This is a genomic window from Erwinia sp. QL-Z3 (assembly GCF_004551645.1).
Lineage (GTDB): Bacteria > Pseudomonadota > Gammaproteobacteria > Enterobacterales > Enterobacteriaceae > Erwinia > Erwinia billingiae.
This window is the reverse complement of the sequence record NZ_CP037950.1, coordinates 1,478,409-1,492,867: the sequence shown is the minus strand read 5'-3', so window position 1 is coordinate 1,492,867 and position 14,459 is coordinate 1,478,409. Positions and strand designations below refer to the sequence as shown.

At 52.5% G+C, this 14,459-nt stretch carries 11 protein-coding genes and 1 rRNA gene; 5 read left to right on the top strand and 7 right to left on the bottom strand.

All coding sequences use genetic code 11. The features are described from left to right. The first annotated feature begins 310 nt into the window (after positions 1 to 310). The 3 genes from glnA to glnG all read left to right on the top strand — a co-directional run bounded on the left by glnA (position 311) and on the right by glnG (position 4,327). Positions 311 to 1,720, top strand: coding sequence for a glutamate--ammonia ligase (gene glnA / locus E2F51_RS07490; RefSeq protein WP_013200072.1), 1,410 nt, complete (start codon positions 311 to 313; stop codon positions 1,718 to 1,720). Positions 1,721 to 1,860: 140 nt separating this feature from the next. Beyond that, the gene (gene glnL / locus E2F51_RS07485) at positions 1,861 to 2,910 is read left to right on the top strand and encodes a nitrogen regulation protein NR(II) (protein ID WP_053145234.1); all 1,050 of its coding nucleotides are present in this window, start codon (positions 1,861 to 1,863) and stop codon (positions 2,908 to 2,910) included. 7 nt (positions 2,911 to 2,917) lie between these two features. After that, a complete protein-coding gene (gene glnG, locus E2F51_RS07480; RefSeq protein WP_134823133.1) occupies positions 2,918 to 4,327 on the top strand; it encodes a nitrogen regulation protein NR(I) in 1,410 nt (469 codons plus the stop codon). Between the two features lie 71 nt (positions 4,328 to 4,398). Here the strand turns inward: glnG and hemN are convergent, their stop codons facing one another. After that, a complete protein-coding gene (gene hemN / locus E2F51_RS07475) occupies positions 4,399 to 5,757 on the bottom strand; it encodes an oxygen-independent coproporphyrinogen III oxidase (protein WP_134824838.1) in 1,359 nt (452 codons plus the stop codon). A gap of 264 nt (positions 5,758 to 6,021) precedes the next feature. Next, complete coding sequence (gene yihI, locus E2F51_RS07465) at positions 6,022 to 6,555, bottom strand: Der GTPase-activating protein YihI (RefSeq protein WP_013200068.1); 534 nt, start codon at positions 6,553 to 6,555, stop codon at positions 6,022 to 6,024. A gap of 557 nt (positions 6,556 to 7,112) precedes the next feature. Here yihI and yihA point away from each other — a divergent pair. Next, positions 7,113 to 7,757, top strand: coding sequence for a ribosome biogenesis GTP-binding protein YihA/YsxC (gene yihA / locus E2F51_RS07460; protein WP_013200067.1), 645 nt, complete (start codon positions 7,113 to 7,115; stop codon positions 7,755 to 7,757). Positions 7,758 to 8,173: 416 nt separating this feature from the next. Here the strand turns inward: yihA and polA are convergent, their stop codons facing one another. The 4 genes from polA to E2F51_RS07440 form a co-directional block, all read right to left on the bottom strand. After that, positions 8,174 to 10,960: a DNA polymerase I gene (polA, locus tag E2F51_RS07455; RefSeq protein ID WP_134823132.1), complete on the bottom strand. Its 2,787-nt coding sequence runs from the start codon at positions 10,958 to 10,960 to the stop codon at positions 8,174 to 8,176. 421 nt (positions 10,961 to 11,381) lie between these two features. Further along, positions 11,382 to 12,011, bottom strand: a complete 630-nt coding sequence (gene dsbA / locus E2F51_RS07450) for a thiol:disulfide interchange protein DsbA (protein ID WP_013200065.1) — start codon at positions 12,009 to 12,011, stop codon at positions 11,382 to 11,384. Positions 12,012 to 12,064: 53 nt separating this feature from the next. Further along, complete coding sequence (locus tag E2F51_RS07445; protein ID WP_106382008.1) at positions 12,065 to 13,051, bottom strand: serine/threonine protein kinase; 987 nt, start codon at positions 13,049 to 13,051, stop codon at positions 12,065 to 12,067. A gap of 74 nt (positions 13,052 to 13,125) precedes the next feature. Continuing rightward, positions 13,126 to 13,395 (bottom strand): YihD family protein, encoded by a 270-nt coding sequence (locus E2F51_RS07440; RefSeq protein ID WP_013200063.1) that lies wholly within the window; start codon positions 13,393 to 13,395, stop codon positions 13,126 to 13,128. Positions 13,396 to 13,473: 78 nt separating this feature from the next. Between E2F51_RS07440 and mobA the strand changes: the two genes are divergently transcribed. After that, on the top strand, positions 13,474 to 14,073 hold the full coding sequence (gene mobA, locus E2F51_RS07435; protein WP_134824837.1) for a molybdenum cofactor guanylyltransferase MobA: 600 nt from the start codon (positions 13,474 to 13,476) through the stop codon (positions 14,071 to 14,073). A gap of 173 nt (positions 14,074 to 14,246) precedes the next feature. On the opposite strand, the gene rrf is transcribed toward mobA, so the two are convergent. Further along, a 5S ribosomal RNA gene (gene rrf, locus E2F51_RS07430) occupies positions 14,247 to 14,362 on the bottom strand. Positions 14,363 to 14,459 lie beyond the last annotated feature (97 nt).

The following is a 14,459-nucleotide window of genomic DNA, read 5'->3' as shown; positions in this document are numbered from 1 at the left end:
AAGAATCGCACTCCATCGAAAAAATGCACCAGAATAGTGCTCACTCAGCACTCAATAGCACCAAAATGGTGCGCGACTTCCATCATGGTGCAGGTCCCGTATCACGAGAGGGCGCATCATAGCGCTTTTTCAGGTAAATAATAAAGTTGGCATAGATTTCGCTTTATACACTCAAGCGAAGAATGCAGTTTTTCACAACGGTTGATAGCGTGTGAGAGATCTTTATTATCGGATGACAATGCGAGATAAGCAAAGTCCACCTTGAGATCGCTAACCACGACGACAATGACAAAATCCAGGAGAGTTAAGTATGTCCGCTGAACACGTTCTGTCGATGATGAACGAGCACGAAGTCAAATTCGTTGACCTGCGTTTTACCGATACCAAAGGTAAAGAACAGCACGTCACCATTCCTGCTCATCAGGTTAACGCTGACTTCTTCGAAGAAGGCAAAATGTTTGACGGCTCCTCTATTGGTGGCTGGAAAGGCATTAACGAATCAGACATGGTTCTGATGCCAGATGCGACCACCGCTGTGCTGGATCCATTCTTCGAAGATCCTACGCTGATCATCCGTTGTGACATTCTCGAGCCAGGCACCATGCAGGGCTACGATCGTGACCCACGCTCCATCGCAAAGCGCGCTGAAGATTTCCTGCGCTCTTCTGGCATTGCAGACACCGTTCTGTTTGGACCAGAGCCAGAGTTCTTCCTGTTCGATGACATCCGTTTCGGCAGCAGCACCTCCGGTTCCCATGTTGCTATCGACGATATCGAAGCTTACTGGAACAGCGGTAAAGCTTACGAAGGCGGCAACAAAGGTCACCGTCCAGGTCTGAAAGGCGGTTACTTCCCGGTTCCACCTGTCGACTCCTCACAGGACATCCGTTCTGCGATGTGTCTGACCATGGAGCAGATGGGCCTGGTTGTTGAAGCTCACCACCACGAAGTGGCAACCGCGGGTCAGAACGAAGTGGCAACCCGCTTCAACACCATGACCAAAAAAGCTGACGAAATTCAGATCTACAAATACGTTGTTCACAACGTGGCGCACGCCTACGGCAAAACAGCAACCTTTATGCCGAAACCTATGTTCGGTGATAACGGTTCTGGTATGCACTGCCATATGTCACTGTCTAAAGACGGTAACAACCTGTTCGCCGGCGACAAATACGGCGGCCTGTCTGAAATGGCCCTGTTCTACATCGGTGGTGTTATCAAGCACGCTAAAGCGATCAACGCCCTGGCGAACCCAACCACTAACTCCTACAAGCGTCTGGTCCCAGGCTACGAAGCGCCAGTAATGCTGGCTTACTCTGCCCGTAACCGTTCTGCTTCTATCCGTATCCCAGTGGTTGCCAGCCCGAAAGCACGTCGTATCGAAGCGCGCTTCCCTGATCCAGCGGCTAACCCGTACCTGTGCTTCGCTGCACTGCTGATGGCTGGCCTGGACGGCATCATCAACAAGATCCACCCTGGCGATGCGATGGACAAAAACCTGTACGACCTGCCGCCGGAAGAAGAAGCTGAGATCCCTAAAGTGGCAGGTTCACTGGACGAAGCGCTGGCAGCACTGAACGAAGACCGCGAGTTCCTGACCCGTGGTGGCGTGTTCACTGACGACGCTATCGAAGCTTACATCGAACTGCGTAAAGCCGAGATGGACCGCGTTCGTATGACGCCACACCCTGTTGAGTTCGAGCTGTACTACAGCGTTTAACAGGTAAGACAGTATTTGTTGCCGTGGAAAATTCCAGCCCATCTCCGGATGGGCTTTTTTCACCACGAATTCATCGTCCGGGAAGACGAATTTCGGGTTTAAGGACTATAATGCACTAAAATGGTGCAGGAGAAGGCTGTATGGCAACAGGCACGCTGCCCGATGCTGGGCAGATTCTCAATTCCCTTATTAACAGTATTTTGTTGGTCGACAGCGAGCTGGTGGTGCATTACGCCAATCCCGCGGCCCAACAACTGTTAGCGCAAAGCTCCCGCAAGCTATTTGGATTACCGCTGCCGGAACTGATGGGATATTTTTCGTTAAATATCGACGTCATGCTTGAGAGTCTGGATGCAGGTCAGGGTTTTACTGACAGTGAAGTGACTTTAGTGGTCGACAGCCGTGCGCATATTATGTCGCTAACCGCACAGCGTCTGCCTGAAGGCTTAATTCTGCTTGAAATGGCCCCGATGGATAATCAGCGCCGTCTCAGTCAGGAACAAATTCAACATGCTCAGCAGGTCGCCGCCCGGGATTTAGTCCGTGGTCTGGCACATGAAATTAAAAACCCGCTGGGAGGATTGCGTGGCGCAGCACAGCTGCTGGCGAAAGCCCTGCCCGATCCGTCATTAACCGAATATACCAAGGTGATCATTGAACAGGCCGACCGCCTGCGCAATCTGGTTGATCGCCTGCTGGGTCCACAGCAGCCGGGTATGCACGTCACGCAGAGTATCCATCAGGTCGCAGAACGCATCGTGAACCTGGTGTCGATGGAGCTGCCCGATAACGTCACGCTGGTGCGGGATTACGATCCCAGCCTGCCTGAACTGCCGCACGATCCGGATCAGATTGAACAAGTCCTGCTGAACGTAGTACGCAACGCGCTTCAGGCGTTGGGTGAAGAAGGCGGCACTATTACTCTTCGTACCCGCACGGCGTTTCAGTTAACGCTGCACGGCGTACGCTATCGCCTGGTGGCCCGCATCGATGTTGAAGATGATGGCCCAGGCATTCCGGCACAACTGCAGGATACGCTGTTTTATCCGATGGTGAGCGGGCGTGAAGGCGGCACAGGTTTAGGCCTGTCGATTGCCCGAAGCCTGATCGATCAGCATTCGGGAAAAATAGAATTTAGCAGTTGGCCCGGTCACACTGAATTTTCGGTATTTCTGCCTATTCGCCAGTGAGGTTTCTATGCAACGAGGGATAGTTTGGATCGTCGATGACGATAGCTCCATCCGCTGGGTGCTTGAACGCGCGCTCACTGGAGCCGGTTTGAACTGCGCCACGTTTGACAGCGCTAATGAGGTGCTGGACGCCCTTGCCAGTAAAACCCCAGACGTTTTACTTTCAGATATTCGCATGCCCGGCATGGATGGCCTGGCGCTGCTGAAACAAATTAAGCAGCGTCATCCGATGCTTCCGGTCATCATAATGACGGCCCACTCCGATCTGGATGCGGCGGTCAGCGCGTATCAGCAGGGTGCGTTTGATTATCTGCCAAAACCGTTTGATATCGATGAGGCCGTTGCGCTGGTAGAACGGGCGATCAGCCATTACCAGGAGCAGCAGCAGCCGCGTAATCAACCGGTTAGCGGCCCTACTACCGACATCATTGGCGAAGCGCCCGCGATGCAGGATGTTTTCCGCATTATTGGACGCCTTTCCCGTTCGTCGATCAGCGTATTGATCAACGGCGAGTCCGGTACCGGTAAAGAGCTGGTCGCCCATGCTCTGCACCGCCACAGCCCGCGGGCAAAAGCGCCATTTATCGCGCTAAACATGGCGGCGATCCCGAAAGACCTGATTGAGTCGGAACTGTTTGGCCATGAGAAAGGCGCATTTACCGGCGCTAATCAAATTCGTCAGGGCCGTTTTGAACAGGCCGACGGCGGCACGCTGTTCCTGGATGAAATCGGCGATATGCCGATGGATGTTCAGACCCGCTTGCTGCGTGTGTTGGCGGATGGTCAGTTCTATCGCGTTGGTGGCTATGCACCGGTGAAAGGGGATGTACGCATTATTGCGGCAACCCACCAGAACCTGGAGCTGCGGGTACAAGAAGGCAAGTTCCGTGAGGATCTGTTCCACCGCCTGAACGTGATTCGTGTGCACCTGCCGCCATTGCGCGAACGTCGCGAAGATATTCCGCGCCTGGCACGCTATTTCCTGCAGGTTGCGGCACGTGAACTCGGTGTTGAAGCGAAGATCCTGCACCCAGAAACCGAAACGGCCCTCACTCGGCTTCACTGGTCTGGTAACGTTCGTCAGCTTGAGAACACCTGCCGCTGGCTGACCGTAATGGCGGCCGGACAGGAAGTGTTGATTCAGGATCTGCCGTCCGAGCTGTTTGAGACTTCAACGCCTGAAAATCCGGTGCAGTCACTGCCGGACAGCTGGGCAACGTTGTTGGCACAATGGGCCGATCGCGCGCTGCGTTCCGGTCATCAAAACCTGCTGTCAGAAGCGCAACCCGAAATGGAGCGCACGCTGCTGACCACCGCACTGCGTCATACGCAGGGGCATAAGCAGGAAGCCGCACGCTTGCTGGGATGGGGACGAAATACCCTGACCCGTAAGCTGAAAGAGTTGGGAATGGAGTAGCGGATCCCGCGAGTCTGTCACCCAAAAAAAGGCCGAAACAGTATTTGTCCGGCCTTTTTGTTTTCTGGCAATCAGATCACCCGTGAGAATTGCTGCATACGCGCCTTCTGACGCAGGTAGACGTCAAAGCACATACAGACATTCCTGACCAGCAAACGTCCCTTAGCCGTCACCTGAAGGCCCTTCTCGTGGCATTCCACCAGCCCGTCCCTGATGAACGGAGCTAACAGCGCCAGATCTTCGGCAAAATAGTCGCTAAAGGACCGTTCACCGCTCTCAAAGTCAGCAAAATTGAGCGCGAAATTGCACATCAGCGTTTTAATCACGTCCCGACGCAGGCAATCATCAGCCGACAGCGCCACACCCCGCCATAACGCCGTGTGATTTTCAGCCACGGCGGCATACCAGGATTTCAGCTCTTTTTCATTTTGCGCATACGTGTCACCAAGCATGCTGATGGCTGAAACGCCCATGCCCAGTAAATCACTGTCGCCCTGCGTGGTGTAGCCCTGGAAATTGCGGTGCAGCTTCCCTTCCCGCTGCGCGACGGCCAACTCATCGTCAGGGCGGGCAAAGTGGTCCATGCCAATAAACTGGTAGCCCGCGCCGGTGAGCATGGCGATCGACTGCTGCAGGATATCCATTTTTTGCTGAGCATTCGGCAAATCAGCCTCTTTGATTTTGCGCTGTGCGGCAAACAAGGCCGGCATGTGCGCGTAGTTAAACACGCTAAGCCGATCGGGGTTCAACGCGATGACTTTCTGCAGGGTGAAGGCAAAACTCTCTGGCGTCTGTGCCGGCAGGCCGTAGATCAGGTCCAGACTGACGGAAGCAAAGCCAACCTGACGGGCACGCGCGATAAGATCGACGATCACCTGTTCATCCTGAACCCGGTTCACCTTCTCCTGCACCGTTTTGTTGAAGTCCTGCACGCCCATGCTCAGGCGGTTGAAGCCTGCCGCATGCAGATGGTCCAACACATCCAGTTCGATTTCTCGCGGGTCGACCTCAATCGACAGCTCGGCGTCTTCACTGAAGGTAAAAGCCTGCCGCAGCAGGGTGATCAGGCGGGTTATCTGCTGCTTATTTAAATACGTCGGTGTGCCGCCACCCCAGTGCATCTGGCTGACGGTGCGGCCACGAAATAATTTGGCGCGAGACTGAATTTCGCTCGCCAGCGCATCCAGATAGGCATCCGCCTTGTGCTGCTGACGCGTGACCAGCTTGTTGCAGCCGCAGAAATAACACAGCCGATGGCAGAACGGGATGTGAACATACAGGGACAGAGGACGATCGGGATAGCGTTGCGCTGCCTGCTGAAAAGCCGCTTCGTTGTACTGCTCGGTAAATTCCAGCGCGGTGGGATAGGAGGTATAACGGGGACCGGAGATATTGTAGGTCTGGATCAGGCGTTGATCCCATTCAATCATCTGCGTCACGGTATTCACTCCTGCGTTGGCGTCTGGATGCCGACCGTCGGGTGAAAGGGGTGTGCCTGGCAGACTGGCGGACGGTCGCTCGGTGCAGTTGGGTTTTCAACCGCGAAAGACGACGTAGTTTAACGAATAACCCGCCAAGGCTGCAGAGCATAATCAGCACGAAAATTGATCCAGGCCAATTCATTCGCAGAGAAACCTTTTAAAAGGGCAGCGCAATACTGCGCCACCTCAATTTTACCCAATAACGCAGAAAGGTTACTGGCCGCCTTTCAGCAAGCGGTACATATCTTCTTCCGCCTGCTCATCTTCTGCACCGTCGTCCAGCGCGATGCCAAGCTCTTCCATCAGCACGTCGATACGGTCAAGCGTCTGGTCCAGCCAGGCCTGATCTTCTGCTGACAGCGTCTCGCCTTTTTCCAGGCGATCCAGCAGGGTGTCCAGACGTTCGTCATTCTCCAGCTTCGCCAGCTCTTCTTCCGGAGACAGAAGGACTTTTTTCTCTTCTACAGGTTTAGCGACTTTAGCCACTTTCTTCGCGGGCTGAGCGTCTGCAGTCACCGGACCCAGGGCAATGGGCTTTTTGCTGCCAATGCGCGGATCTTTGCTGACGGCGCTTTCGCCGCTCTTCTTGTTAACGGTGACCGGATTAGCACGGCTGCCGGAGGCATTGCCGCGATGCTTCTTGTCGCGCTTACGATCGCGCGCTTCCGCGTTTGATTCATCACGCGTTTTACGCTGGGTTTTTGCTGCCGGTTTCTTATCCTGTGGCGCGCGTGCGGGTTGCTTCATGTTTTCTGCTCTCAGACGATTTATATTCAGTATAGAATTGCGGCGGAATCTAGCAGAAAGCAGACAAAGAAAAAAGGCGCCAGGTCACCCTGTCGCCTTTTTTCGCACCTTCCGCAGAAGGACTGACTAGGTCAGCATCCTTTTGAGCAGCCAACATCCCGGTTTTCCATTGCCTGGGAGTCCCGTCCTGGACTCGATCCTTTCCATGTTGTGTTGAAAATCCCAACACGCTCCTTCCCTGCCCCACACCGTCCTGGCGCCCATGAGCACATCATCCTGAAGAGAACCGTCCGGGTTCTGCCAATTACTTTAGACTAAATGGTCAAACTGACAAGGGAGGTGCCACAACAAAATTCTTTTCGGAAAGTCATAAGTTTATATAACTTATTGTTATTAAATGTTTTATTAGTTTTATTTAGCGTGAAAAAGAGGAAACTTCTGGCAAATCTAATAGCCAATCTCCTACAAAATCCCGGCCGTAAAAAGGTCGGTTGGGCGCTTTCATTCTATACAGGGTATACTCTGCGCAATTGACCTTATTATCTGGAGTTTTTATTTTGTCTGGCTGGAATTATCACGTTACCCATTTTGTCACCAGTGCCCCTGACATTCGTCACCTTCCAGCCGATACCGGACTTGAAGTGGCTTTTGCCGGTCGTTCCAACGCGGGCAAATCCAGCGCACTGAATACGCTGACCAATCAAAAAAGCCTGGCACGTACCAGTAAAACCCCAGGCCGTACCCAGCTGATCAACCTTTTCCAGGTTGCTGAAGGCTATCGTCTGGTCGACTTACCGGGCTATGGTTATGCAGAAGTACCGGAAGAGATGAAGCTGAAGTGGCAGAGAGCGCTGGCAGAATATCTGCGCGATCGTCAGTGCCTGAAGGGCCTGGTGGTGCTGATGGATATCCGCCATCCGCTGAAGGACCTGGATCAGCAGATGATCCTGTGGGCAGTGCAGAGCGGCATTCAGGTGCTGGTGCTGTTGACCAAGGCAGACAAACTGGCTTCTGGCGCACGCAAAGCGCAGCTGAATGCGGTGCGTGAAACAGCCAAAGGGTTCATTGGGGATGTTCGGGTAGAGATGTTCTCTTCACTGAAGAAAATTGGCGTTGATAAACTGAGCGATCAGTTAAATACGTGGTTTAGCGAACTTCCGCCAGCAGTAGAAGACGAAGAACAAGAAGCGCCTGCAGAGTAAGATTCCCGCCCTGGGGCCAGATAGCGCCCAATAAAAAACGCCCCAGTCATAACGACTGGGGCGGCTAAAATATTCAGCCAAATCCGATTACGTGAAGTAAAAGGTTTGAAAGATAGAACATCTTACCTCTGTACCCTACAACTGAAACTCTACAGGATTTTTTCGGCCCTCAAAAGGGTTTTTTGTAGTTAATTTTCAGAAAACACCGGGTGTTATCCAACTCAGGTAACAGAAACCGCCCTTGCCTGTAGCTTAATTACAAAAAAAATGCTTCCAGGATAACTGCTTAGGTGAAATTCTGAACGGTGGTTGGCCCAAAGGTTCAGGCGTACAGCGGAACTAAAGCATTTTCTTATGGATAAAAAATGAGACTGAATTTGCTATAAAATCAGTCTCATCCGTGGGCAGCCGGGAAATTAGTGCGCCTGTTCCCAGTTATCGCCAACGCCAACATCCACCTGCAGCGGAACGTCGAGTTTCATGCTGTTTTCCATCAGATCGCGAATTTTCGCTGTGGCCGCCTCCACTTCAGAGGTTTTCACTTCGAAGACCAGTTCATCGTGTACCTGCATGATCATTTTCACGTCCGGCGCTGACTGCGGCGTTAACCAACCATCGACCGCAATCATCGCCTTTTTGATAATGTCAGCCGCCGTGCCCTGCATTGGCGCATTGATTGCCGCGCGTTCGGCCGCCTTACGGCGCATTGCATTGCTGGCATTGATATCCGGCAAATAGAGGCGTCGGCCATCCAGCGTTGAGACATAGCCTTTTTCAGCGGCCTGCTGGCGGGTGCTTTCCATATATTCCAACACGCCAGGATAGCGTTCAAAGTACAGATCCATATACTTCTTCGCTTCACCTGCACCAATATTCAGCTGACGGGAGAGGCCAAAGGCGCTCATGCCATATATCAGGCCAAAGTTGATCGCTTTCGCGCTGCGGCGCTGTTCGCCGGTGACTTTATCCAGTGCCATGCCAAAGACTTCGGCAGCCGTCGCACGGTGTATATCCATGCCTTCAGCAAAGGCGCTTAACAAGCCCTTATCCTGTGACAGGTGAGCCATGATGCGCAGCTCAATTTGAGAATAGTCAGCGGCAACAATCTTATGGCCTTTGGAAGCAATGAAAGCCTGACGAATGCGGCGACCTTCTTCGTTTCTCACCGGAATGTTCTGCAGGTTGGGATCGGTAGAAGAGAGTCGGCCGGTGGCCGTGACCGCCTGATGATAAGAGGTGTGCACGCGTCCGGTGATAGGATTAATCATCAACGGCAGCTTGTCAGTGTAGGTCGACTTCAGCTTGGCTAAGCCACGGTTCTCCAGGATCACCTTCGGCAAAGGATAATCCAGCGCCAGCTCAGCAAGGACTTCCTCACTGGTAGACGGCGCGCCGCCAGGCGTTTTCTTGGTTGGCTTGATGCCCTGCTTCTCAAAGAGAATGGTCTGCAGCTGCTTTGGCGAAGAGAGGTTAAACGGCTCACCCGCCAGTTCATGGGCTTTTTGCTCTAGCTCTGCCAGACGAATGGTCAGCTCTTTCGAATGGGCGGCCAGAATCCCCTGATCGATCAACACCCCATTACGCTCAATGCGCGAGATCACCGTCAGCAGCGGCATTTCGATGTTTTCGAACACCTCCTTCGGCCCCTGCTCTTTCTCCAGTTCTGGCCACATCTTCAGGTGGAGCTGGAGCGTTACGTCGGCATCTTCGGCAGCATAATGCGCGGCCTGTTCCAGATCGATCTGGTTAAAGGTCAGCTGCTTTTTGCCTTTGCCGGCAATCTCCTCAAAGGAGACCGTTTTATGGTTCAGCCAGCGTGATGAGAGCGTATCCATATCATGACGGCTCCCCACGCTGCTCAGCGCGTACGACTCCAGCATGGTGTCGAACTTAATGCCCTGTAATTCGATGTCGTAGTTCTTCAGCACGCCGCGATCGTATTTCAGGTTCTGACCCACCTTCAGCAACGCCGGATCTTCCAGCAGCGGCTTGAGGCGCTCCAGCACGCTGTTGCGATCCAGCTGGGCTGGCGCATCCAGATAATCATGCGCCACGGGAAGATAGGCGGCTTTGCCTGGCTCAATGGCGAAGGAAATCCCCACGATATTGGCGCTCAGCGTATCCAGCGAGTCGGTTTCCAGATCGAACGCAAACAGTGAACTGGTCTTGAGTTGCTTCAGCCAGCTTTCGAAGGTCTCTTCATCCAGAATAGTGACATAGCCTTCGGCAGAGAGCGTACTGGTGGTTTCGACCTGTTCTTCAACCTGTTCAACCAGCGCTTTCTGCGCGGCAGGATGACTCTTTTTACCCTGTAGCCACTTTCCTTCTTCCAGGTCGGTGATCCAGCGTTTGAACTCATATTCGCGGAACAGGCCCAGTAACTCTTCCACCGCCGGCTCATTCACCGTCAGCTGTTCACTGGTCAGATCTAATTCCACATCCGTTTTAATGGTCGCCAGCTGGTAAGAGAGCAGCGCCATCTCTTTATTTTGCTCCAGCTTGGCGGCCATGGTTTTTGCCCCACGGAACGTCAGTTCAGCGACCTTATCCAGGTTGGCATAGATATCTTTAATTCCGCCCAGCCCCTGCAGCAGTGCCTGAGCCGTTTTCTCGCCCACGCCCGGTACGCCGGGAATGTTATCGGATGCGTCGCCCATCAGCGCGAGGAAGTCGATGATTAATTCAGGCGGAATGCCATATTTCTCCACCACTTCGTCAGGGCCGAGGATCGCATTGTTCATGGTGTTGATAAGGGTGATATCTGGCGTTACCAGCTGCGCCATATCTTTATCGCCAGTGCTGATTAATACCGGCTTGCCTTTTTTACCGGCTTCCAGCGCCAGCGTACCGATGACGTCATCGGCTTCCACGCCACTGACGGCCAGTAGAGGCAAGCCCATCGCTCTGACCATATTATGCAAGGGCTCGATCTGCGCTCGCAGGTCGTCCGGCATCGGTGGGCGGTGGGATTTATAGGCTTCGAAAAGCTCATCGCGGAAGGTTTTGCCTTTGGCATCAAAAACCACGGCTACATGGCTGGGCTTATATTGCAGCAGCAGGCTGCGCAACATATTCAGCACACCGTACATCGCGCCGGTAGGTTTTCCTGCGCTGTTGGTCAGCGGAGGGAACGCGTGGTATGCGCGATAGAGGTAAGAAGAGCCATCTACCAGAATCAGCGGGTTTTCTGCAATTTGTGCCATAAGTCGTCACGTTCTTCGTTGGTTTTTTCAATGCGGTAAGGATGCCACAGCTGAGGACGAAAGTTGAAATAACCTGACGGATAAACTTCATTTGGCTGTTGATTTTGCGGGAGGTGACGCAGTAATAAGCTGTGGATAAGTTTGTGCGTAAAAATGATCCCGGTTTTTCATACGTAGAATAAAATGCCGACATAAAAACAAAAAAAACCTGTTTTCAATAAGTTAAATTTATTCGCCAGGAATAACTTCAGGTTTCACGGAATGAATTATATGTGGATATTAATTATTGCCTTTGCCGATCGCACAGGATCTCTGTCTTTTAATCAGGATCTTTTCAACATGTTTATTCCGTGGAGAAACCCGAGCCGGCAGTTGAAAACAACAACGCCGGCATTACGCCGGCGTTGCAGACTGACGTCAATTACTTCTGAGTCAGCAGGAACTTCACTACGTTGGCATATTGCTGAACATAGTTGTCCATTGAGCTGGTATCCAGGCCACCGTTGTTAACCATATATTTGCCGTTAACAAACATCGCCGGAACGCCCTGCAGCTGTACATCGGCTGCCGCTTTTTCCTGCTGGGCTACCAGAGATTTCACGACGAAGCTGTTCCAGGCGCCGTCATAAGCTTCGGGCGTAATACCTGCCGCTTTGACGAAGACATCTTTCAGGCTCGCTGCATCAGTGATGGTCTGTGTTTTCTGGATGCCATCAAAGATTGGCGCGGTAACTTTATCTTCCACGCCCAGAGCCATTGCAACAGCCCAGGCCTGAGTCACGGTTTTACCCATCTCGCCACCCAGGAACTCGACGTGATATTTGGTCACTTTGGTGTCAGCAGGCAGGGCTTTCTTCACTGCATCGCTAACATGCCAGACGTGTTCAAACTCATAGCAGTGAGGGCAGAAGAAAGAGAAGAACTCGAGAACCTGAGGTTCGCCAGCGACGGGTTTTTGCATCGTCACGTATTGCTGGCCATCCGTAAACTGGGCTGCTGACGCACTGAAGGCCAAAACCAGACCAACCAGCGCAAACCAAATCTTTTTCATCGTGAAACTCTCTCCTAACAGCAAATGGGGCAAACCGGAAAAGACGGTCAGCCTTAGAATGCGGGCGTCAGCTGTAGCGGGGGCTCCTGCAACAACCTTGCCTGCTCGTTAAATAGTGAAATCTGCCTGCGCCAGAAATCTTCATCCGTCATCCATGGAAAACTTGCAGGAAATGCAGGGTCTTGCCAGCGGCGAACAACCCACGCCAGATAATAAACCATCCGCATAGCGCGTAAAGGTTCAATAAGTGACAATTCGTGTGTATCGAACTCGCAGAATTCACTGTAAGCCTCTAACAGAATATCCCACTGCAGGCGTTGTTCCTGTTGATCCCCGTTAATTAACATCCATAAATCCTGCACGGCGGGGCCATTGCGGGCATCATCGAGGTCAACAAAGAACGGGCCATCACGCCAGAGGATATTGCCCGGATGGCAGTCACCATGCAGGCGTAAAGGCTGCCACTGAGTATGCCAGTATTTTTGTAAAGTTGTGCCTATCAGCCGCACGCTGGCCAATAACGGCTCCTTCAACTTACGGGGGATTAACGTACTGGCTTCAAAGACCTGAAGCGGTTCGTTGATGTATTCGTCCAGCCCCAGGGTAGGACGAACAGCAAAGGTGCTTTTGCGGCCCGTCTGATGGATACGACCAAGGAAGCGTCCTACCCATTCCAGATGGTCATAATTGTCCGTTTCATACTGACGACCACCCAGGCTTGGGAATACGGTGTACAGGTAACCATTATGCTGATGAAGGGTTTTTCCCTGTAATTGCAGCGGCGCTGCGACCGGAACCTCATCAGCAAACAGTTCTGCAGTGAACTGATGTTCTTCCAGAATCTGCTGCTGTGACCAACGTTGTGGGCGATAAAACTTCACCACATAGCGGGTTTTGTCTTCATCTGAGAACTGATAGACCCGGTTTTCATAGCTGTTCAGGGCAGTCAGCCCTGATTCCACACGGATCCCGGTCTCCCAGAGCGCATCAAGGATGGTATCGGGATCAAGATGTTGAAAGTTAAACGCGGGTTCTTTCATCCGGGATGCTCATGGCGTGAATTAGCCGTTAAGAATACCATTAAACGCAGCAGGCTACGGGAGACTGCGGGGAATTAATCTTTAATGACTCCTCTGGCACGCAGCAGCGCGGTCTTAAAATCCTCTTCATAATCTTTTTTCAGACCTGGGATCTGCTCATCTTTATCGGTACCGCGCATTTTCAGGTGATAGATCAGAATATCGTCTGTCAGATCGCCTATTGGGCCGCTAAAACCTGACTCAGACGCCAGTTTCTGCAAAAATTGCATCAGATTAAGGTCGGGTTCTTTCTGCCATTCAGGCTGAAGAAGAGAAATCAGTTCATTAAGACGGTGGCATTTCATGACAGGGTTCCTTAAGGTCGACAGAGGACGCCAGGTTACCAGCTTTAATCCCACATGAAAAGAGGGGTATTGTGGCGCATGACTCAACCAGTGAAGTATAGAGTAGAGAATGTCAGCGGCGTGATTCTGGCCGGAGGGAGAGGTTCCAGGATGCAGGGCGAGGATAAAGGGTTGGTGATGCTGAATGGCAAGCCGCTGTATCAGCATGTGCTGGCGATCCTGCAGCCGCAGGTTGCGGAGGTCTGTATCAGTGCCAATCGTCATCATCAGCGCTACCTGGAAAGTGGTTGCGAGGTTTTTGCCGATACTTTTACCGGATTTGCTGGTCCGCTGGCAGGCATGTTGGCCGCTTTGCAGCGAATCAACACCGATTGGGCCGTTTTTGCCTCCTGTGATACGCCCTTCCTTCCAACAAATCTGGTCAGTCAGCTTTGGCAGGTAAAAAATGCCGGGGCAAAAGCAGCCTGGGTGAGATGTGGTGAACGCGATCATCCCACACTGGCGTTAGTTCACCGGAGTCTGGCGCCTCAGCTGGAAGAATATTTGCAGCGTGGCGACCGCAAATTGATGGTTTTCCTGACAGAAGTGGGCGGTTCAGCGGTTAATTTCGACAACCAGCAGGCGTTTATTAATCTTAATACGCCTGAAGATCTCGCTTCATTTCAGGGTAAGCGCTGAATTTAGCGGAATTTAGAGGCGTCGTGCGGCAGCACGGCGTCTTTTTTTGTCTGGTTTTTGGGTATTTTGGGGGGTTCAGGAGCTGTTTTGAGGCGGGTCTGCTGTGGGTTTTTGCTTTTTACGCACACAAAAAAGCCCCATGCTTTCGCATGAGGCTTGTCTGCTTAATTGATGCCTGGCAGTTCCCTACTCTCGCATGGGGAGACCCCACACTACCATCGGCGCTACGGCGTTTCACTTCTGAGTTCGGCATGGGGTCAGGTGGGACCACCGCGCTAAAGCCGCCAGGCAAATTCTGTTATTCACGCCGCCATAAGGCCGCGCAAATTTATCCGGTTCAAGCTGAAAATATCTGTTCGTGTCTCTCAGACACCACCAGAACGCTT

Bases quoted from the DNA above. Each gene is read 5' to 3' on its own strand.
- glnA (WP_013200072.1), top strand. From the start codon at position 311: ATGTCCGCTGAACACGTTCTGTCGATGATGAACGAGCACGAAGTCAAA.
- glnL (WP_053145234.1), top strand. From the start codon at position 1,861: ATGGCAACAGGCACGCTGCCCGATGCTGGGCAGATTCTCAATTCCCTT.
- glnG (WP_134823133.1), top strand. From the start codon at position 2,918: ATGCAACGAGGGATAGTTTGGATCGTCGATGACGATAGCTCCATCCGC.
- hemN (WP_134824838.1), bottom strand. From the start codon at position 5,757: ATGATTGAATGGGATCAACGCCTGATCCAGACCTACAATATCTCCGGT.
- yihI (WP_013200068.1), bottom strand. From the start codon at position 6,555: ATGAAGCAACCCGCACGCGCGCCACAGGATAAGAAACCGGCAGCAAAA.
- polA (WP_134823132.1), bottom strand. From the start codon at position 10,960: ATGGCACAAATTGCAGAAAACCCGCTGATTCTGGTAGATGGCTCTTCT.
- dsbA (WP_013200065.1), bottom strand. From the start codon at position 12,011: ATGAAAAAGATTTGGTTTGCGCTGGTTGGTCTGGTTTTGGCCTTCAGT.
- E2F51_RS07445 (WP_106382008.1), bottom strand. From the start codon at position 13,051: ATGAAAGAACCCGCGTTTAACTTTCAACATCTTGATCCCGATACCATC.
- E2F51_RS07440 (WP_013200063.1), bottom strand. From the start codon at position 13,395: ATGAAATGCCACCGTCTTAATGAACTGATTTCTCTTCTTCAGCCTGAA.
- mobA (WP_134824837.1), top strand. From the start codon at position 13,474: ATGACTCAACCAGTGAAGTATAGAGTAGAGAATGTCAGCGGCGTGATT.